Here is a 20,314-nt window from a genome sequence, read left to right as displayed (position 1 = left end):
TTTTGTTTTTTAGTAGACGTTTCTTCCAGTAACTTCCACAATTAACATTATACAGGTACATTCCATTACTCTAAACAAGGCTAATTACTCATTCTTTCTTAGAAATTAAATTTATCCTTATGCTACTAAACTGTCATTTACTTAATTAAGAAAATAACGAACGAAGCAACTTACAAATTGTTGAGATTTTAATTTTGCAAAATAGACTAATGCCATTTTTTCGAATTAAACTACTATACAGCAAAATAGAGGATAATCAATTGATTATCCTCTATTTCTTATTGGTCTAATGATGTATATGTTAGCTATGATACACCTTTAAATTAATTTAATAATCCATATCAATCCAGAAAATCATTTTTATCATTATTTTTCAAGAAAACTTTTATAAAAAAAGGTTTATTAAGAACTAAAAATATAAAATACACTGTAAATACGACGAAGAATATGACAAATAGGATAATCAATACAATCGCCAAAGTACTCTTAGCAAAACTTGTTTCGATTCTTAAATAAGGATATAAAATAAATGGTAAATGGCTGATCCCATATCCAAAAAATGCGAAGAAATATTGTAACAATACAAGTATGAACGCTAATCCATATCTCTTTCCTTTTATAACAAAATAAATAGCTAGACAAAAGCAAATGAACGAGATAAGGAAAAACTCCCACACATTATGCATTCGATCAAAATGAACTTTATTATGTAACTTCATTGAAGCAAAAACAATAATACTCGATATGATTGTCGGAGCCGACCAAACTAGTACATACTTTCTTAATTTTACTTCTGACTCAGAATCATTTATTAGTTTTGCAGAGTAGATTAAAAACATTGCACTTATAAATAAAACTGAACATACTGCTAAAAGCATAACGGATAAAGAATAGGAATTCGTTATCAATTTAAATGGATAAAATCGTATATCCGTACCATTTTCGATAATAAATCCACCCTCAGATATTGTTAATACAGTAGATAAAGTAACAGGGATTAGCAAACTTGTAGCACCATATAAAATTAGAAATAACTTACTTCTATTTCCTCCATATTGCTGAAAGGTATAAAACGATCCCCTAACCGCTAAAAAAATCATTGCTACACTACCAGGAACTAATAAAGGGACTCCGTAATAATATGCAACCCTTGGGAATATGCCAACTACACCAACAAAGAAGAAAATGAAGAATAATGTAGCTAACTCCCATATAGATGAAAGATGTCGATTTATTAAGCCAATTAATTTTGGTTCCTCTTTCGTTGAAATAGCATAAAACGCGTAAAAACCTGCACCAAAATCAATTGAAGCAATAATCATGTAGGCATATAGAAACAACCATAATATAAAGATTGCGACCGTTTGAATTTCCAAACTTATTTCCTCCTACAGAAATTTCATAATCTAAAGCTTAGTTTTCTTCATTATACCGATAAAATACTGTTTCTACTAGTTTCTATATGAAGATTATGGAAAATTAAAAAGAGACTTTATTTAAAGTCTCTTTAGTGGTTTGAAATTATTCTACTTTCGCAGCTTCGTCTAGTACTCGATTAACACGTTTTTCTAACATTGGCATTCCGCCTTCTCCAGCTTGGAAATGACGTAATACACCAGTTTTATCAAATACATAATATGAAGGTACATATTTATTTTCAAATGCATCTGTAATTGTATGCTGATTATCAACTAAAATTGTTTGGGTAATTCCGTGTTCCGCTGCAACTTCTTTAATTTTTTCAATATCTAAATCATCTTCAGATCTTGGCATATGAACACTAACTACGTTTAAACGATCTTTATACTCATCTCTAAATGCATTAATATTTGGCATTGCTACTTTACATAAATGGCAACTAACAGACCAAAAATGAATTAATGTTGGTTTGTCACCGATTAAGTTTTCTTTTTGGATTTCTCCATTTAATACTGTTGTTGCGCCGTTTAATTCTGGCATTGGCGAGCGAAGTCTCATTTATTAGTCCTCCTATTTCGTTTCTTTAGCCCTACTTTTTTAACTAAAAGGGCTTGTTCAATTTTTAAAAGTGTTCCGTATTGTGTTTAAAAAGGCCTAACTTTATGTTAGACCTTTTGTCATTGCTTAATTTTATTAAAAATTATAAAGTTGCTTGACCTGGTTTCCAGTTAGCTGGGCAAAGTCCACCAGTTTGTAAAGCTTGAAGTACACGTAAAACTTCATCAACTTCACGACCGATATTGTTGTGGTGTACTACTTGGTACATTAATTCACCTTCTGGGCTGATGATGAATAATCCACGTAATGCAATACCTTCTTCTTCAATTAATACGCCATAATCACGAGAAATAGCGTGGTTTGTATCTGCACCTAATGCATATTTTAATTGGCCTAAACCATTGTCTTTACGGTCAGTGTTGATCCATGCTAAGTGAGTGTGAATTGTATCTGTAGAAACACCTACAACTTCTGCATCAAGATCTTCAAACTCATCATAACGATCAGAGATTGCTACGATTTCAGTTGGACATACGAAAGTGAAGTCCATTGGATAGAAGTATAATACTGTCCATTTATCATTTTTCATGTTTTCTTCTAAGCTTACTTTACCAAATTCTTTATTTGGTAAAACTGCTTCCATTTCAAAGCGTGGTGCTTGTTTTCCTACTAAACGTTCTGCCATCGTTATTACCTCCAATATTTATGTAACTATTTATCATACAAGTGATATTATAGTAAACTACTTATTTAAAGTCAATATTAATTTATAATAATTATTAACTGAAAATCATTTTCACACTACTTTTTCATAAAATCCGTAATAAATTGAATCATTATTGGTATAACATTTTCATCAGGATTTAATTTTTGGTTATGTAATCCAAATTCAGAATTTACACCAATCCAAAACATCAGACCAGGTATTTCCTTTGTCATATAACCAAAATCTTCACCTGTCATAGCAACATTACATTCAACTGCATTAATACCGTCATATTGTCTCGCAAAATTGAAAAATTCATTCGTTAACGATTCATCATTTATTACGCCATAGTAATTACTTCCAAAATCTACATCTATTTTACACTGAAAGCTCTCTTGAAATCCATTCACAAGGCTTTGAATTCTATTTTTTAATTTTATCATTGCTTCTACATTTAGAGCTCTCATAGTACCTTCTAGTCGAACGTGATCTGCAATAACATTTTGAACTGTTCCACCAGTAATTTTTCCAATTGTAATTACCGCACTGTCTAACGGATTCACATTTCGAGAAACGATTGATTGTACTTGAGTGATAAAATGACTAGACGCAACAATCATGTCATTCGTTAAATGTGGGAATGCAGCATGTCCACTTAAGCCATGAAAATCAATAAATAGCTCAGAAGTATGCGCAAATAACATACCAGGTTTTGTCGCGATTGTTCCAACTGGATATTCAGGCGCAATATGTAAAGCATATATCTCATCAGGTTTAAATGATGTAAACTCTTCACTTTTTAGTAAAGGCTCAGCTCCACCTGGACCTTCCTCTGCTGGTTGAAAAATAAACACAACATCATCATTTATAGGTTCATTAACTAGATTAGTCAGTACGCCAAGTGCAATGCTCATATGTACATCATGACCACAAGCGTGCATATTGCCTTCATGTGTTGAAGAAAACTCTAGGCCTGTATTTTCTTTCATTGGTAATCCATCAATATCTGTACGGTAACCAATCGTTTTAGAAGGCTTTATTCCTTTTACTCTAACAAAAATACCAGTTCTCCATGTTTCAATTACAAGTCTTTCTTGATTTAAACTAGATAAGTACTCTAGTAAATATGCTTGTGTTTTAAATTCTTGAAAACCAAGTTCAGGAATTAAGTGTAGATCTCTTCTAATTTGAATAAAAGAATCCATTGCGGCTCCTCTCTAAAAAAAAGCGTAGAATATATTCTACGCTTTATTTGTTATTATTGATTTAATTGACGTAAAGCCTGAATAATTTCAGTCTTTGAAATTGTTTTATCATCGATATCTTTAATTTTTCTAGCTGGAACACCAGCAACTACTGTATAAGGAGCAACATCTTCAGTAACGATTGCGCCTGCAGCTACTACTGCACCTTCACCTACTTTAATACCTTCTAAAACTACTGCATTAGCACCAATTAAAACATTGTCTTCAAGAATAACTGGGTTTGCTGATGGTGGCTCAATTACACCAGCTAAAACAGCACCTGCGCCAACGTGACAGTTTTTACCAGTAGTAGCACGTCCACCAAGTACTGCATTCATATCGATCATAGTGCCTTCTCCAATTACAGCACCGATATTAATTACAGCACCCATCATAATTACAGCGTTATCGCCAATTGTAACTTGATCACGGATAAATGCACCTGGCTCAATACGAGCTTTAATACCTTTAGAATCTAAAAGTGGAATAGCTGAATTACGACGATCTGATTCTACTACGTAATCTTCTATGTATTCTTTTTGCTCTTCAAGGATTACTTTAACATCGTCCCACTCACCAAATAAAACTCCAGAATTTTGAGAAATAAATGATTGAACTGACTCAGTGATTGTAAGCTTGTCTAGCTCACCTTTTACATATACCTTAACAGGTGTTTTTTTAGTACTATTTGCGATAAATGCGATAATTTCATTTGCGTCCATTAATTTCATAATGTATTGCCCCCTTTATTATATCAATAAGAATACTCTATCAAATCTAGTAACTAACAAGCAACATTTTGTCGATTAATCTTTTGTTTTTTTTCTAATTGATTCGATAAATCCAGCTACTTGTTTTAATTTCATGGCATCTCGATTATAAAGTAAGTATGTATCTCGATTTAACCCAGCATCTTCTTTTGTCATTATAGGTGTTTTTATAACACTTTCGTCATTTACATCATGCAACACGGAAGAAGGTAAAATTGCAAAACCTAGACCATTTAATACAAATTGCTTACACGTTTCTATTTGATCAACAACTATTTCGTGTTTAGGTAATGAATTAAAATGCTCATACCACCATGATTGGATCAATTGATAGTAATTTGAATTACTTTTAAACTGGATAAATGGTCTTTGTATATTCTTATAATCCAAAAGATTATGTTTCTTTGTATCGACTAATAATAGTTCATCAGAAAAAAGCAATTCCTTTTCTCCGAACCAATTTTGATTCCCTCTTACAATTGCCAGGTGTACCTCATTTTCATATAAACGATTTGTAATTTCACTACTCCATCCAGTAAAAAGAGAAACCTGAACTTCAGGATAACTTGAAACATATTTTTTTAATACTGGCGGTAACCAGTACTGAGCAACGACAGACGAAACCGCAATTTTTAAAGTACCAGAAATATCTGATTTTAAAATTTGCAATTGCTCTAACATCGTTTGGTATGTTTCTTCCATTTTCCTTGCATAGTTTAAAATAATTTCCCCAGAAGCTGTAATAATCAATCCCTTTTGAGACCGAATAAACAATTCACTGCCAATCTGCTTCTCTAAATTTTGTAGCCTTTGACTAAGAGCCGGTTGAGAAACAAATAGTCTCTCAGACGCTTTCCTCATATTTTTCTCTTCAGATAAAGTAATTATTAAACGAATATCATCAATCTGCATTTAATCCCCCCTTAAGTAGTGCAGGAAAATCATTAAGAGCTCAATTTTTGGCTTTCTATGATCTTTAAGATAAATCCATATGCTTCATATTTAATTCTTTTAAAATCTTTTTCTAGCCCCTTAACTATTCTACCTTACTACTGTACTACATGAATAAAAAAAGTAAGCCAATATTCAAATGACCTACTTTTATCAATTAATGTTTATTGTATCTTCTTACATTTTTATTCAATTGTTTTAAAATCGCTCTTCTAGTTAGTATACCTTCAAACGTATTATTCTCATCTACTACACATACAAAAGGATGATCAACTACAGTTTCAAGCCCTTTAGCTAGCGTATCTGTTGTTTTTAATAGAGGAATTTCTGTACACATTACCTCTTGAACTTTCATATTACTTAAACGATCAAATTCAATTCTTTCTAGCCCAAGTATTCCATCTAATATCATTGAAGTGCTAATTAAGCCAAGTAATTGAAACTTTGGATTTAGAACAGGAATTGATGAATATCCTGATTTTGTAAGTACTAATAAAGCATGCTCCAAACTGTTACCACTTTGTACGTGAGCTACCTTTTCACTCGAAATAATTACTTCTTCTACTTTATGTTCAAAAAATTGTGAACCATCAATACTAATCAAAAACATCGTCCCCCAGGTAGTAAAGTATTAGTATTTAAAAAATGGTTAAAACTAGTAAGTCCATCTAAATAACCATCAGTTAAATAGGCTAGTTACTTCACTAATCATTTGTATAAATTAAAACTTATACATTATTCTATTCTTTAGGACTATGTCCCCTTCCCTATATTATCAGATTTGTAACCCCTTTCCAATTTAACTTTTCCTAATAAATTGCTTTATTATTTTAATTTATTCATGAAAACAAAAAAACGTTTAGATAAATAATTTATTATCTAAACGTTCATCTATAATTGATATCATAAACCCAAATCCCTTAATTTTTGATATAAATGTATTAGTCTCTCGTATTGATCTTCTCCTGCATCCATTAATCCGTTTTCTATATCAGTAATTTGCGATGAAATTAGTTCAATTGCATAATTTTGTTTCATCACTGTATCGACTAATAAAGATAATTCATCATTCGTAAAGTTTTGTTCACTTAGCATCCATCAATCCCTCCTAGTCCTCATTTTAATCAATGTTTATTTAGTTTAAACTACTTATTTTGTAAATTTATTTGCATAACTAAATGCCGTATAAGAATCTGGTTTAATCTTAGGAATGATCCCCATTGCACTTACTTTAGATGTCATTTCTTGTATAAACTCTTTCGTCAGTCCCACAGTACCAATATCTAAATGAATTTCAAAACTAAAATTATTTGAATTAGCATTCTCATGCAGAGGACTAAAAATTTTTTCCAAATGAAAAGGTGATAATAAAAATGCTATTTCCTGACTATACATTGTTTCTAGAAATATTTTCTCTTTTAAATTACGGATTTTCTTGTGATGCCAACAAGTATGTAAACATCCCCAAGCTCCATTTCCTACTCTATGCAAATGAAGCGCTGTAATAAACTTAGTCCCATTACTATGAACCTGAGAATCAGTTCCGATAGAAAGTCGATATTGTTTATTAGGATCACTTTTTACAAAGTGATATAAACGATCAACTACCTGATCGAAACTCATTTTTCGTTCACTAACATTGTAAAATCGATACTGATCTTTATTCACATATATGACCTCCCTTTTCATAAACGTTACATAATAATGTATTCATTACGAAAAGGGATTAGCACGACCTTACTATTTTGTAACTAAATCTTCAAAAAAAAAAAGAAAAAACAAGCTTAAGCCTGCTTTTTCTTTTCTTTTCTTAATCTAGTGAAGAAATAATTTCGTATATTTCAATTGCAACCATATCGATATTATCGAATGGAAACGTTTGTGGTTTTTCACCTTGTTGAAATACTTCTAATTCAAAAGTTTCATTTTTCTCAGAATACTTTACGCTACATTTTCTTTCGCCATTAACCTCAAAATATCTTTGAGCAACCTCACCATTCGTAGCTTGTTGTTTTAAACTTTCTAAGCGTTCTAAAATTCCTAGTAATAAAGACATATTAGAACTCCTTTCTACCATGTGTCATTCCCTAAATATAGGTTATACTTTCTTACAATTTCTATCCATAAAACTTCTGATAGATTTAAGCTATGTAAGTGTCCATTAATAAGAATACTTGTATTCCAAGATAAATACAAGTGAAATAGTCGTTTCAGCTGAAAAAACAAATTTCTTTAACATCGCAATTTTTCTATGTCATAATAGTTTTATACAAATTGCTTTTAGAAATTAATATAGAAAGGATGTAAATTTATGAAAATTGAATTATTCACGCAAGATGGCTGTCCACCATGTGAATTTTTGAAAAATTATTTAAAAGAAATGAAAGTTACTTATACCGAATATAACGTTTCAAAAGATGAGTTTGCGAAAAAAAGAATGATGTTTGAGTTAGATTCCTTTTCAACACCGACTTTAATTATAAATGAAGAGATCATTAGAGGCGTTCAAATGGATCAAATTGAGGCTGCGCTTCAAAAAAGTTAATCTTTTTAACATTAAAACACCTAAATGAAAGTTCAATCATTTAGGTGTTTTTTTATTCCTATTAACTTCAACTATTTTTTATAATGTTTTCAAGGGCTTGTCCAAAAATTTAGTTCATCCAACTCCTATAAAATGAAAGACAAAAAACATGACGGACGATACAAAAAGAACTTTCGAAATAAGTCCCCTCAAAATTTAATCCTCCCTCAACTAAACTTTTACTTATCGTATCATTGTTTTAATTATTTATACTATACGAATCGTTCTTATCTTTTTTACATTAGCTGACATCGAAATAGCACTATTTCATTGAATATGTGCCTTTTTAAGTGAAATAGTCGATTTTTGATAATAAACTTCCCCTAATATTTTAAAATCTGAATATAGGTATAAACTCTCTTTTTCCATATCAAATTTAATGTTAAAGTTAGTTAATTTGTGTCAACTTTTATAAACATTTCGGACAATAAAGGAGCGGTAAAATGGAGTATCGTGGTTCAACGGTTTACAATCAGGATGATTTTTTTTCAGAATATATGAAACGCAGAAATCGAATAGATAGTCCTAACAATGCGATAGAAGGTCCGATTATCCATGAATTAATTAGAAATGTTGATCAAAAAAACATATTAGATTTAGGTTGTGGTGACGCAAGCTTTGGAAAAGAGCTTTTGTTACTTGGCGCAAACAGCTATTTAGGTATTGAGGGATCAGAGCAAATGATTAAAGTAGCCGAAACTAATTTAAAAGACACCGTAGGCTCAATTTACTACTCTTCAATTGAGGATTATAACTTCCCAACAGATTCATTTGAACTTATTACATCACGATTTGTATTACACTATATTTCAAATATAGAGCTAATATTACAAAAAGTATTTAACTCTTTAAGGGAGAATGGCCAATTTGTATTTAGTGTTCAACACCCATTAACTACAGCCTCCAATGAAAGTAAACAGTCTGGTGATCTAAGAGAAAGTTGGATAGTGGACGATTATTTTCTAACAGGTGAGAGAAAAGAACCCTGGATCAATAAAATAGTGGTCAAATATCATCGTACAATCGAACAATATTTTACTATTTTAAGGAAAACCGGATTTCGAATTGATCAGCTACAAGAAGGGACACCTAAACGAATCCATTTTAAAAGTGAAGAAGAATTTTTACGAAGACAAAGAATTCCAGTTGTACTTGTTTTTTCTTGTTTTAAATAGAGTGATCTAGTGAGGATGTCAGAGTAGATGAAATAAAAATCTGAAGTGAAAATAAAGCTTTGAATCCCCAGCATATTTTGATGCTAGACAGCCTTAGATCATCAAATAGAGGCCACCTAAAGGTCAGTTACGCAGACTTTTAGGACGGCCCCTTTTTTACATACCTAATTTCAAATTAAACATTTTCGTTAAAAAAGCAATTCATTATGTTTAAATAAAAAATCATAACTTAGATCAATATATAAATAGTTCCCGCTATTCATCGGATAAGAAAATGTCCGAATCTTCTCACCGGTTTCAATATCTCTATACATATCGGATAAAAGTCCTTGATCATTTGATTGCATTTTTAATACGGTTTCTAAAAAATATGGCCTCCAGCTCCAGTTCCTACCTTTATACTTTTGCTGAAGTTCCCACCTTTCACCATTAACTTTAAACATGTTAGCAGACTGCTGAAAACCATCCTCATCACATATATACATTCTAAAACATATTGTATTTAATTCATTTGAAATATTTACTAAAAATGAATTTAAATCATCTTCTAATTTATACTTATTAATCGTTGATTCGACTTTTCGCTGAATTAAGTTTGTCATATCTCTAAGTGCAATTAATTTGTTCTTTTCGCCTCGAATATATTTTAAGATGTCATTCTTCAGTGGTTCACATTCATGATTTAACTGACTAATTGAAGGCTGCGGTATAGACAAGTATGCACCTTGATAGAATCTCCCACCATTTTTCCATGCATTTCTTAATTGGATCGAATCAATGATCCCATCATAGTACATCGATGCCCCTACTTTTCCAGCTACATAAATTACGGAATTTAATAAATCTTGAAACGATGAGGTATGAAGTTGTTGAACCATTTTAAAATCGATTTTAATGATGTCGGGAGATAAAAATCGAAGTTTTTCTAAATTAATTAATTTTTCATTTACGCTATTAATCGCAAATTTAATACCGTATGTTTGATAATATGTAATTAAATTCTTTAATTCCTTCTCAAAACCATAAAAAAGTTGGTGTTGAAGAATAATAACAATTTTATTAAGGTGTATCCCTTTTTCTTCATAGGATTGTAAAATTGTTAAAAGACTTTCAGGATCATCTGAAAGTAGTGCTGAAGGATGACGATTGATAAAAATTCCACCATCAAATTTTGATTGTAAAACTCCATCGAGGGCTTGAATTAATATATGATTATCAACCTCTAGTAAGTAGTCGTCTGGCACCAAGTCATTTGCAAAGAAGAATTCAAGGCTGTGTAAATTTTCAAGTTTCAGTCTACCAACAACCTCTACTCCTACACAATTTTGTGTATCGGCTCCATAAATTGGTTGGAAGTATGGTATGACTTTATCTAAGTTACTTATTACGTCTAAAGGATCCATTTTGAACCTCCTTCTAGAAAGGGTATTGATGTATTGACTGTCCTCCATCCATTGTAAAACATGAACCATTAATATAACTAGCCTCATTTGAAAATAAATATGCACAAAGTCCTGCTATCTCCTCAGGAGTACCTAATCGACCTAATGGTACACTCTGCATTGTTCTGTTTGCTAGTTCATCTGAAAGCCATAGTTTATCCGCTCCCTCTGTACGCTCAATAGGGCCGGGAGCTATTGCATTCACTCGTATCCCGTACTTTCTTCCCCACTCTACAGCTAATGTTCTAGTCATTGCAAGTACACCAGCTTTAGCTGATGCAGAATGAATCACTCCTGGACCTGCATCCCAGGCGTACGTAGCGATCATATTCGTGATTGCTCCTTTAATATTATGTTTGATCATATACCGTCCAACTTCCGAGCTACAATAAAAAGTACCATTCAGTACGGTATTAATGACAGAATTCCATCCGTTTACAGACAAATCCTCTGCAGCACAAATAAAATTACCTGCTGCATTATTTACTAAAAAATCAATTGTACCAAATGTTTGATCAACTTCCATTACCATATTTTTTATGAGCTCTGGATCACAAACATCTAAGACGATGGGCAATATTTGACCATCATATCGTTCAATTTCTTCTTTTGCACTATTTAATTTTTCAATATCTTTTCCAGCAATAACTACTTTTGCACCTTCTTTTGCAAAGCGAGTAGCCATTGCTTTCCCCATACCGCTAGATCCACCAGTAACGATTATAACTTTATCCTTCACTCGTATCACTCCCTTTGTATTTAATAGTTTAACAACATTTATCTATTTTGAGAATATTTTCAACAATTAAACTATTTAATATAGTATGTACTTATTTCATTTATAAAGGTCGGGAAACAGTTGAAAATAAAACTCACATCATTTTTTTTGCTATGTATTTGTTTAATCTATTACTCAATCTTCGTTGAACCATCATCAATTCGAACAAAGCATTTAATATTTTCCAACGATCGCCAAAATTCCAGTACTACTATTAAACTAATACAAATCTCAGATACTCATTTTAAAAATAAAAAAGATATAGAACAATTTAAAAAAGTCGTAAACAATATTAACCAAATGAAGCCTGATTTTATTCTTTTTACAGGTGATTTGGTTAGTGATATTCGAAAGTTTGCATATAAAAAAGAAGTAATCCAACTCTTAAAAGAACTAAATCCCAAAAGAGGAAAACTTGCCATTTATGGAAACCATGATCATGGAGGTTATTTTACTGAACAATACGAAAAGCTTTTAGTTGATAGTAATTTTTTATTATTAAAAAACGAAGAAAAAACATACTATATTCAGAAAACAAAAGTTTCATTTATCGGTCTTGATGATTATATGCTAGGAAATAAACAATATAATAAAATATTAGAACAGATTCAAAAAAATTCCTATACGATCGTTCTTGCGCATGAACCTGATATCGCTGATTTAACAAAAAACTATCCAATCAACCTTCAACTCTCTGGACATAGTCATGGAGGACAGATTTATTTTCCGTTTTACAAATCCTTCATAATGCCTCCATATGCAAAAAAATACAATCGTGGTGTTTACAACTTATCGAAGAAATATAATAGTCATTTAGTTGTTTCAAATGGAATTGGTACAACCAAATTGCCGATTCGCTTATTTACACCACCGGAAATCATTTCAATTGAAATTAAGGGTCAACTTAAGCATTAACCTTTTATTCATGAATATTTAGCCAATTAAATCTCACTCATACTAGGTTGGTTACCTAATTTTATGGGTACTTGCTCAATTATTTTAAGACTCCATACACTATTATTGAAGACAAGAGAGGAGGTTAAATACATGAATTATCACTATCACCCTAATTTGAATCATTATTACAGAGATGATCATTCTCCATCCTATTATTATGATCATAACGAACAACGTTTTCTCCCGTTTTTTCCGATTTTACCAATAATAGGAGGACTAGCAGGATTAGCAGGCGGATTCGCTTTAGGTGCACTGGCCTTTAGACCGCCATATTGCCCACCTTATGGACCATTTCCTCCATACGGTGGTGGCGCATACCCTGGATATCCTCCATATGGTGGTGGCGGCGCTTTCCCTGGTTATCCTCCATATGGTGGCGGCGCTTTCCCTGGTTATCCTCCATATGGCGGCGGGGCGTTCCCTGGTAATCCACAACCATACCCACCAGTAAATCCAGGTGCCTATTTACCTGGAAATGCAGGTTTAAATAATCCTGGTAATCTAGGTCCATATCCATACTAAAAACATCAAAAGGCTAGTCGCTTTAATGAATATTATTTCGATTAGCTTTTTATTTAAATTACCACTTCTCTAGATTTGATTTGAAAAAATTAAAACTAAAGATATAATATACTCATATCTATTATTTTGGAGGTAACATAGAAACATGAAACCGAAAGATCCTGGCCTGAATAAACTAAATTTTACAAATGAAGAAATTTTTCAGGCAATATTTGTTGTGAATAAACATGCTAAAACTGCACTTGAACCAAGTGAGTTATATTCACTAAAAAGACAAGCTATTATAAAACTTATTGATAAAGGAATTGCTAAAAAAGTCGGATTACATTTTTCCAATAACCCTAGGGCAAGTAAACAACAATCTGACGTATTAATTGCTTGTGGAGATTTTTTCTTTCATATACCTCCTTTAAAAGAAGACTTTAAACTGCTGCCACATTTAGGAATTTTAGAAAATACTCATCGAAATCCAAAAGTATCCATGTCTTTAAGCTATGCAAAAAAGATACTTCATCATTTCTTAGGTATTGATAACGTTAAATCCGAAAGTAAAATAAAACACGGATCTAATCACCGAAAAAATACCCCAGGACAATTTCTAAAAACTTCTTCATTTCTAAACAATTCTACATTTACTTTTCCGAGTGAACCAATTCGTAAAAATAAAGGTAAACAACAAAGATAGTTAAGAGCTAAGGGAAATATCTTCTTGAGATTTTAAAATCTTAAGAAAATATTTCCCTTTCTTTATACCTACTCTTGTGCACTTCTAATCTCGTGATATTCTCTTTTACTCCTTTCCCCCTATACTTTTGCACCATATTTTACGGACAAGCATACTCTATTAATAGGGGGTGATTAATATGTTCGGTAATAATAACTTACAAGATATTATTCGTTATGTTGCTGGCTTCTTATTTGCGCTTCAATTATTAGTGAATTCTTTTGGGTTTAAATTCCTAAATAATGATCAAATTGATGCGGTAATTAATATCATTTCATTCCTGTTTATTTTATACTTCGGTGCTAAGCATAATTATTTAGGTAAAAAAGGACAAGCTCAAAAAGCATTACTTCAAGAAGCAGGATTAGAAAAAACAAATAAAAATAATACAAATTCGGACCAATAGATTACTATTATTCTACTTTTTGAACGATTTGATTACATTTTTAAATTTTTAGTATGAGAGTGATTAAACATTGTTTCACTCTCTTTCTTTCACCCCAATTTATGCTATTTTTTTAGTAAGATTTACTATTTTTCACTGTTTTTCCTCATATATTGATTTTAATCGGTATAATCATATGCACTTTGTTATACATTGTAGAATTATTTTAACTAAAACAAGTAGGAAAAGTTTAACTCTGTATTGAATGTTCTAAAAACACACATTTTTCAGGAGGATAAAAAATGTCAGTAATTTTTACAAGTAAAGACATTTCAAAGAAATTAAAGATCGGTAAGTCTCGCGTTAGAGAAATTAGTAAGGAATTAGAAAAAAATGCATACCAGTTTACAAAAAATCAAGATACTAGGATTTATAATCAAAGTGATTTTGAATTATTTCAACTGATTGTGAAAGATTACCAAAAAGATGAAAATCTATCACAAGCCGTACAATCCGCTTTAAATAACCTATTAAATCAAAGTCTTGCTGAAACGATTGCAGAAGTTGCAATAACTAGTGAAAATGAAATAACTTTAAATAATGATGAGCAAATTACATCAAATGCCCCGCAAACTCCTCTAGAAGATAACATACATAATGATTTTGACATAAAAAATAAAAATGAAATAATTGAAGAAGAAAATGAAAATTTAGATGAAGTAGTTGTAATTCAAAATGAAACCGAATTAATTAGTCATTTACAAGAAGAAACTTTATTAGTAGAAAATGGTGCAGAACGTGAATTAATTGAAGAAGTAATTATAGAAGAAACTGTAGTCGAACAGGAACTAATGGAAACGCCATTAGAAGTGCAACCTACTTTAATTGAAAAAAAACCGATTGAAGCGAACGTATCCAGGGAAGTAACATTTGAAGGAATACCCGACAAACAATCAATAGAAGAAATAGATCAAATGAACGAAGCTCCTACATTATCGCAACTGGATGAAGTAGTCAAAGAATATCACTTTGAGGAAATGACTGTTGAACAAATACTTGAAGAAAATAATAAACTTCCTGATGAAGATATTCCTACAAATTTAAACGAATCAAAAATAGTAATTGATCAAATTGTATCAAAAGAAAAAGTTACGACCTTTGTTCCGACAAATACTAATCAAATTATGTTTGAAGAATTCATGTCACAAATTACGAATCTAGCATTTCAGAATGAACAAATCCTAACTCAAAATCAAACTCTAATAAAACAGAACTTGGAAAAAGATCAAAAATTAGAACAAATATTAATTTCAGTTGAAGAAAAAAGTGAAGAGCTCCACGAGCTTGCTGCTGTTATTGAAGAAAAAGACGAAAAATTGGAACAAATATTTGAAGAAATTCAATCGAAAGAATCCGGTCGAGACGCTCAATTAATGAGAATGATTAGAGAGTTGCAGGAAACGAAGAAAATGGTTGCTGCTTCAAAAGAAAGAGATTGGAAAAATGCAATAAAATCACTCTTTTTTAAACCAAAATCAGTAAAATAATTTGTTTTATATTAGCACTTATAGATTATGATATCTTTAAAAGAGAAGGGAATCTTCCCTTCTCTTTATTTGTTTAAACATAAAAATTAAATTTTTCAACCTGATCCATACGAATGAACAACCAGCTGACTTTAGAAAACGAGAGTTCGAAGTTAGTACGAGAGGATCATTACCCTCTCTTTATTCTTTTAATTGAATCTCTTCACTTTGTTCTTGATGATACGCTGGTAACATTATATGAACTTCTGTACCATTGCCTTCTTCACTTAAATATTCAATCGTACCCTTATGCGCCTCAATAATACTAAAAGTAACCATTAATCCTAATCCTGTTCCCTTTTCTTTCAACGAATAAAAAGGTTGTCCTAAACGATCAAGCTGAGCTTTCGACATACCAATTCCATTATCTTTTACAATGATTCGTATGTACTCTTTATCTTTTACCTTCTCCATATTTGCTTCAATCTTAATATAACCTTTAGTGTCTTTAATTGCTTCTACACCATTTTTTAAGACATTAATGATTGCTTGTTTAAGTTTAGCTCGATCTCCAACAGTATACATATCTTCATTAACATTTACTTGTAAGAATGCGCCTTGCAATGAGGCATAAGTTGACATTAAAGTAGTAACCTCATTCAATTGTTCGGTCATATTAATGATTTTTTTCTCTTCAATTTGAGGTCTAGCTAGATTTAAGTAGTCCGAAATAATATTCTCCGCCCGGTCCAGTTCGGCTAATACAAGTTTCATATATTCTCTATTCGTTCCACTTTCTTGATTTTCAATCAATTGAATGAAACCCCTTACAACAGTAAGTGGGTTTCTAACTTCATGCGCAACACTGGCCGCAAGTTCACTTACCATGTTTAATTTTTCCGACTTTTGCATTTGAACTCTAATTTCAGCATTTTCAAATAAAAATTCTCTTAAATAAACATGGAATAACATCGTAATCGTTAAAACAGTAAAAAAGATGCATGCTGAAAAAATCGTTTTATCTGTTTGGTACTCTTTTATCCCATTGACTGTTGCTTCATAATAAAGTAAACAGATCATACTAAATGAAAATAAGATTGGCATTAAGATACTAAGAGCAAATTTCTTACGTTTAGAAAAACTTACCCATTGTGGTGATACGATAAATGGTAAAATACATGAAATCAACTCAAAAGGAAAAGATTTTAATGATGATAATCCATATAGTAAATAGACAAAAACTGCTTTCGTAAAAATAATCATTGTTCCGATCCATCTTCCACCGTACAAAATAGATGAATAGATTAATAAAATACTAAAAGTAATAGCCATGCTCTTACTGATATGAATTGGGTAAAGCAAGCAAATAAAAATATTAAAAAAAGTTAGCAATCCAACTAGTATTCTATTTTGCTTTGGACTTGTATTATGGTATCTACTTAGCCAAAACATTTCATATAAAAAGACCGGAATGATTATGATTGCAAATTGAATTAATAAATCTTTTAATTGCAGCATTAAAGTGTCCCCCACCCCTTCTTTCAACAAATTATAACATAGTTATTAAAAGTTCTAATTATTAATACAAAAAATTCGAAAAAAACATTTTGACATAGTACGTCACATTATTACAAAGAATTCTAAAATATAAGAAAAGTCGTCAAGTTGAAGTCATTCAGGGCAAAACTTTAATCACTAAAAATTCCAGATGGATCAATTAGTCGAGTAGTAGAATTCTAGTTTGATCGCGATACTCTTTACTCTAAAATTCTCACGTCCTAGCCGAGTTACAATTCAATTTAAAAAGGCCCTATTATAGGCCTCTGCTTTATTCTAAGTTTTTATTTCTGAACCTTATTAATTTATATCCTGTAATTAATGAGAGGACATAACCAAAAATAGTTAATATAGTTACTAATACATGGGGGTATGTACCAAACCTTATTATCATAATTAACGAAAGAATGATCAGTAAAATTATTGAAACAAACCATTTTAGCTTTTCGTTTGAATGGTAAGATAAACCCGACTTCGTAATAAGTTTTGCAAATTTTGGCAATGATGCATAAATGCCAATCAAAAATAGGCTTAGAAATGGGTATAACACAGTGTAATAAATATTGTTAAAAGTCGTATTTTGAAACTTGAATACAAAGTCTAGTAATAAAAATAATCCTAAGAGATAAAGCAGTGAAAAACTTAAATAGCTCAGTGTTTTCATTAGAATACTCCTACTCTGTTTTATTTGATTATTTTAACTAAAGTTATATGTATGTTAAAACGACTTAAAACCAACCTTTCCTTTTAAAAAATATGTACATTAAAATCGTTACAAATCCCATTAAAATTAGAATAAATAAATAGCCATATTTCCAAGCTAACTCTGGCATATAGTGAAAGTTCATCCCGTATAAACCTACGATAAACGTTAATGGTAAAAAGAAAGACGAAATAATTGTTAATGTTTTCATTATATTATTCATTTTTTCTGAGCTTAATGAAAAATAACTTTCTCTTATATCAGAAGCTAAGTCTCTATTTGTTTCGATCATATCTGAGAGCTTCATTAAATGATCATGAATATCTTCAAAATAAATTCGATGCTCAGATATATCTTTAAATCGATTTGAGTTTAAGATTCGATATAATAGATCTCGAGTTGGTAAGATTGTTTTCCTTAATTTCGATAAATCTGATTTTATATCATATAATCTCTCTACTACATTGCTTACTTCTTTTCGTAGCGGATCAATTTCTAAATCAGATAGTTCGTCCTCTAAACGATAGATTAGTGGAAAATAACTATCTACAAGCTCATCAATGAGTCGATGAGTTAAATGAAGTGGGCTCTTGGATGCCCGACGATCAGTCAGTATATTATCTAAAACAAGTTGTACTGAGGGACTATGCTGAATGTGGAATGTGACCACATAATGATCACTTACAAATATATCTAGCTCCGTTTCCTCTAAGTCTAGTTTGTTTAATTCATGCAAAATTAAAAAATGATATCCGTCATAATAATCTAGCTTAGGTCTTTGTACATATTCTAAACAATCCTCAATGGCAAGTTGATGAAAATTAAATTCAGTTGATAAAAGTGAAATCTCTTCTTGAGTTGGCTCATTAATATCAACCCAGTACCATAGATATTTATTTGATTTTGCCTCAGCAATCGATATATTTCGATCGATTACTTTATTTTTAGTTACTCCTATTACTTGTAACATTTTATACACCTTCTCTAGGTAATCAAATTATTTCACTACTAAATACTTTTTATATTATATGGTAAAATGAAAGAAATTTCATTTATTAAACAGAATAAGATGTTTACTTTTTTATATAAAAAATAATAAGTAGAGGGATTTAGTATGAAAAGATTTATTAATCAAAATGTAAAAGAAATTCAAATCTCAGGTATTAGAAAATTTGCCCAAAAAATTGAAAAATATGAGAATGTAATAGCATTAACATTAGGTCAACCGGATTTCCCAACGCCAGAACCAATTAAAGCTTCAGCAATAGACGCCATTAATCAAAATCAAACAGTCTATACTCCTAATGCCGGAATACCAGCACTTAGAAATGCAGCATCTAATTTTTTAAAGACAAAATACTCTCTATCGTATGACCCAGCAAACGAGGTTATCGTTACAGTAGGTGCTAGTCAAGCAATTGATGTTACTTTTAGGACAATTCTTAATGATGAATGTGAAGTTATTCTTCCTGCACCAATCTATCCTGGGTATGCACCAATCATAACAACATGTGGGGCAAAACCCGTTTTTGTCGATACATCTAACAATGGCTTTAAAATTACGCCTGAATTATTGGATGAATATATAACAGAAAAAACACGTTGTATTGTTTTACCATACCCGAATAACCCAACAGGTGTAACTTTAACAAAAGAGGAACTTGAGAATTTAGCTAATTATTTATCTGAAAAAGATTTATTCATATTGTCAGATGAAATTTATAGTGAACTTACATATGACAGCACTCATATTTCAATTGCAAGTTTCCCTGGTATGAGAGATAAGACAATTGTCATTAATGGCCTTAGTAAGTCACATTCGATGACTGGTTGGAGAATTGGTTTTATTTTTGCACCTGTTTATTTAGCCCAGGAAATCTTAAAAGTGCATCAGTATAACGTATCATGTGCAACATCAATTTCTCAATATGCTGCAATTACAGCATTAACTGACTGCATTGATTCGCCAATTGAAATGGCAAAAGAATATAAAATAAGACGTGATTATATGGTTGATCGATTAGAAAAGATGGGTCTTTTTTGTATTAAGCCAGAAGGTGCATTTTATTTATTCCCATCAATTAAAGAGTTCAATATGCCATCCATGGAATTCGCATTAAATCTAGTAGAAAAACATAATCTAGCAGTTATCCCCGGGGAAGCTTTTTCTGAATATGGTGATTCATTCATTCGCCTTTCATACGCGTATTCAATGAAAGAATTAGAAGCTGCGTGTGATCGATTAGAAGCGTTTGTAACAAGTCTTAGAAATTAAAAGTATATTTATAATTAAAAAAAGACGTGAAATCATTT

22 protein-coding genes are annotated in these 20,314 nt (G+C 31.2%); 8 read left to right on the top strand and 14 right to left on the bottom strand.

Features of this window, described 5'->3' with window-relative positions:
• Positions 1-341 precede the first annotated feature (341 nt).
• From CN601_RS12680 to CN601_RS12635, 10 genes are all read right to left on the bottom strand, one after another.
• Entirely contained in the window at positions 342-1,376 is a 1,035-nt protein-coding gene (locus CN601_RS12680) for a cytochrome d ubiquinol oxidase subunit II (RefSeq protein ID WP_098117732.1), read from the bottom strand.
• 145 nt (positions 1,377-1,521) lie between these two features.
• Positions 1,522-1,977, bottom strand: coding sequence for a TlpA family protein disulfide reductase (locus tag CN601_RS12675; RefSeq protein ID WP_098171253.1), 456 nt, complete (start codon positions 1,975-1,977; stop codon positions 1,522-1,524).
• Positions 1,978-2,119: 142 nt separating this feature from the next.
• Positions 2,120-2,662 carry a peroxiredoxin gene (locus tag CN601_RS12670; RefSeq protein WP_098117735.1) on the bottom strand — a complete coding sequence of 181 codons (543 nt, stop codon included), beginning with the start codon at positions 2,660-2,662 and terminating at the stop codon, positions 2,120-2,122.
• Positions 2,663-2,778: 116 nt separating this feature from the next.
• Complete coding sequence (locus CN601_RS12665) at positions 2,779-3,888, bottom strand: N-acetyldiaminopimelate deacetylase (RefSeq protein WP_098171252.1); 1,110 nt, start codon at positions 3,886-3,888, stop codon at positions 2,779-2,781.
• Between the two features lie 53 nt (positions 3,889-3,941).
• Positions 3,942-4,658, bottom strand: a complete 717-nt coding sequence (gene dapD, locus CN601_RS12660) for a 2,3,4,5-tetrahydropyridine-2,6-dicarboxylate N-acetyltransferase (protein WP_098171251.1) — start codon at positions 4,656-4,658, stop codon at positions 3,942-3,944.
• Positions 4,659-4,733: 75 nt separating this feature from the next.
• The gene (locus CN601_RS12655) at positions 4,734-5,609 is read right to left on the bottom strand and encodes a transcriptional regulator CcpC (protein ID WP_098117739.1); all 876 of its coding nucleotides are present in this window, start codon (positions 5,607-5,609) and stop codon (positions 4,734-4,736) included.
• Between the two features lie 196 nt (positions 5,610-5,805).
• A complete protein-coding gene (gene cbpB / locus CN601_RS12650) occupies positions 5,806-6,252 on the bottom strand; it encodes a cyclic-di-AMP-binding protein CbpB (protein WP_098117740.1) in 447 nt (148 codons plus the stop codon).
• Between the two features lie 299 nt (positions 6,253-6,551).
• Positions 6,552-6,743, bottom strand: a complete 192-nt coding sequence (gene abbA / locus CN601_RS12645) for an antirepressor AbbA (protein WP_098117742.1) — start codon at positions 6,741-6,743, stop codon at positions 6,552-6,554.
• Positions 6,744-6,797: 54 nt separating this feature from the next.
• A complete protein-coding gene (locus CN601_RS12640) occupies positions 6,798-7,271 on the bottom strand; it encodes a ribonuclease H-like YkuK family protein (RefSeq protein ID WP_369700034.1) in 474 nt (157 codons plus the stop codon).
• 187 nt (positions 7,272-7,458) lie between these two features.
• Positions 7,459-7,704 carry a YkuJ family protein gene (locus tag CN601_RS12635; protein ID WP_098117744.1) on the bottom strand — a complete coding sequence of 82 codons (246 nt, stop codon included), beginning with the start codon at positions 7,702-7,704 and terminating at the stop codon, positions 7,459-7,461.
• A 255-nt stretch (positions 7,705-7,959) separates the two neighbouring features.
• Here CN601_RS12635 and CN601_RS12630 point away from each other — a divergent pair, with 255 nt between their 5' ends.
• Both CN601_RS12630 and CN601_RS12625 read left to right on the top strand, forming a co-directional pair.
• The gene (locus CN601_RS12630) at positions 7,960-8,193 is read left to right on the top strand and encodes a glutaredoxin family protein (RefSeq protein ID WP_098117746.1); all 234 of its coding nucleotides are present in this window, start codon (positions 7,960-7,962) and stop codon (positions 8,191-8,193) included.
• A gap of 482 nt (positions 8,194-8,675) precedes the next feature.
• Positions 8,676-9,407 carry a class I SAM-dependent methyltransferase gene (locus tag CN601_RS12625; protein WP_098171250.1) on the top strand — a complete coding sequence of 244 codons (732 nt, stop codon included), beginning with the start codon at positions 8,676-8,678 and terminating at the stop codon, positions 9,405-9,407.
• A gap of 188 nt (positions 9,408-9,595) precedes the next feature.
• Here the strand turns inward: CN601_RS12625 and CN601_RS12620 are convergent, their stop codons facing one another.
• Both CN601_RS12620 and fadH read right to left on the bottom strand, forming a co-directional pair.
• A complete protein-coding gene (locus CN601_RS12620; RefSeq protein ID WP_179865542.1) occupies positions 9,596-10,810 on the bottom strand; it encodes an EAL-associated domain-containing protein in 1,215 nt (404 codons plus the stop codon).
• Positions 10,811-10,823: 13 nt separating this feature from the next.
• A complete protein-coding gene (fadH, locus tag CN601_RS12615) occupies positions 10,824-11,588 on the bottom strand; it encodes a 2,4-dienoyl-CoA reductase (RefSeq protein WP_142317343.1) in 765 nt (254 codons plus the stop codon).
• A gap of 120 nt (positions 11,589-11,708) precedes the next feature.
• Here fadH and CN601_RS12610 point away from each other — a divergent pair, with 120 nt between their 5' ends.
• The 5 genes from CN601_RS12610 to CN601_RS12590 all read left to right on the top strand — a co-directional run bounded on the left by CN601_RS12610 (position 11,709) and on the right by CN601_RS12590 (position 15,762).
• Entirely contained in the window at positions 11,709-12,542 is an 834-nt protein-coding gene (locus tag CN601_RS12610) for a metallophosphoesterase (protein ID WP_179865541.1), read from the top strand.
• 132 nt (positions 12,543-12,674) lie between these two features.
• On the top strand, positions 12,675-13,106 hold the full coding sequence (locus CN601_RS28005) for a hypothetical protein (protein WP_373604975.1): 432 nt from the start codon (positions 12,675-12,677) through the stop codon (positions 13,104-13,106).
• A 145-nt stretch (positions 13,107-13,251) separates the two neighbouring features.
• Positions 13,252-13,791 (top strand): YkyB family protein, encoded by a 540-nt coding sequence (locus CN601_RS12600; RefSeq protein ID WP_098117752.1) that lies wholly within the window; start codon positions 13,252-13,254, stop codon positions 13,789-13,791.
• A gap of 178 nt (positions 13,792-13,969) precedes the next feature.
• Positions 13,970-14,236, top strand: coding sequence for a phage holin (locus tag CN601_RS12595; RefSeq protein WP_098117754.1), 267 nt, complete (start codon positions 13,970-13,972; stop codon positions 14,234-14,236).
• Between the two features lie 281 nt (positions 14,237-14,517).
• Positions 14,518-15,762, top strand: coding sequence for a DUF3967 domain-containing protein (locus CN601_RS12590; protein ID WP_098117755.1), 1,245 nt, complete (start codon positions 14,518-14,520; stop codon positions 15,760-15,762).
• Positions 15,763-15,942: 180 nt separating this feature from the next.
• On the opposite strand, the gene CN601_RS12585 is transcribed toward CN601_RS12590, so the two are convergent.
• Together CN601_RS12585 and corA are read right to left on the bottom strand one after the other, a co-directional pair.
• A complete protein-coding gene (locus CN601_RS12585) occupies positions 15,943-17,259 on the bottom strand; it encodes an ATP-binding protein (protein ID WP_098117756.1) in 1,317 nt (438 codons plus the stop codon).
• Positions 17,260-18,026: 767 nt separating this feature from the next.
• Positions 18,027-18,971: a magnesium/cobalt transporter CorA gene (gene corA / locus CN601_RS12575; protein ID WP_098117759.1), complete on the bottom strand. Its 945-nt coding sequence runs from the start codon at positions 18,969-18,971 to the stop codon at positions 18,027-18,029.
• Between the two features lie 144 nt (positions 18,972-19,115).
• Between corA and CN601_RS12570 the strand changes: the two genes are divergently transcribed.
• A complete protein-coding gene (locus CN601_RS12570) occupies positions 19,116-20,276 on the top strand; it encodes an aminotransferase A (RefSeq protein ID WP_098171247.1) in 1,161 nt (386 codons plus the stop codon).
• The last annotated feature ends 38 nt before the right edge of the window (positions 20,277-20,314 follow it).

The sequence above is a fragment of the Bacillus sp. AFS017336 genome (assembly GCF_002555445.1).
GTDB lineage: Bacteria > Bacillota > Bacilli > Bacillales > Bacillaceae_G > Gottfriedia.
Note: the sequence above shows the minus strand (reverse complement) of the source record. Positions and strands in the feature narration are given on the sequence as shown.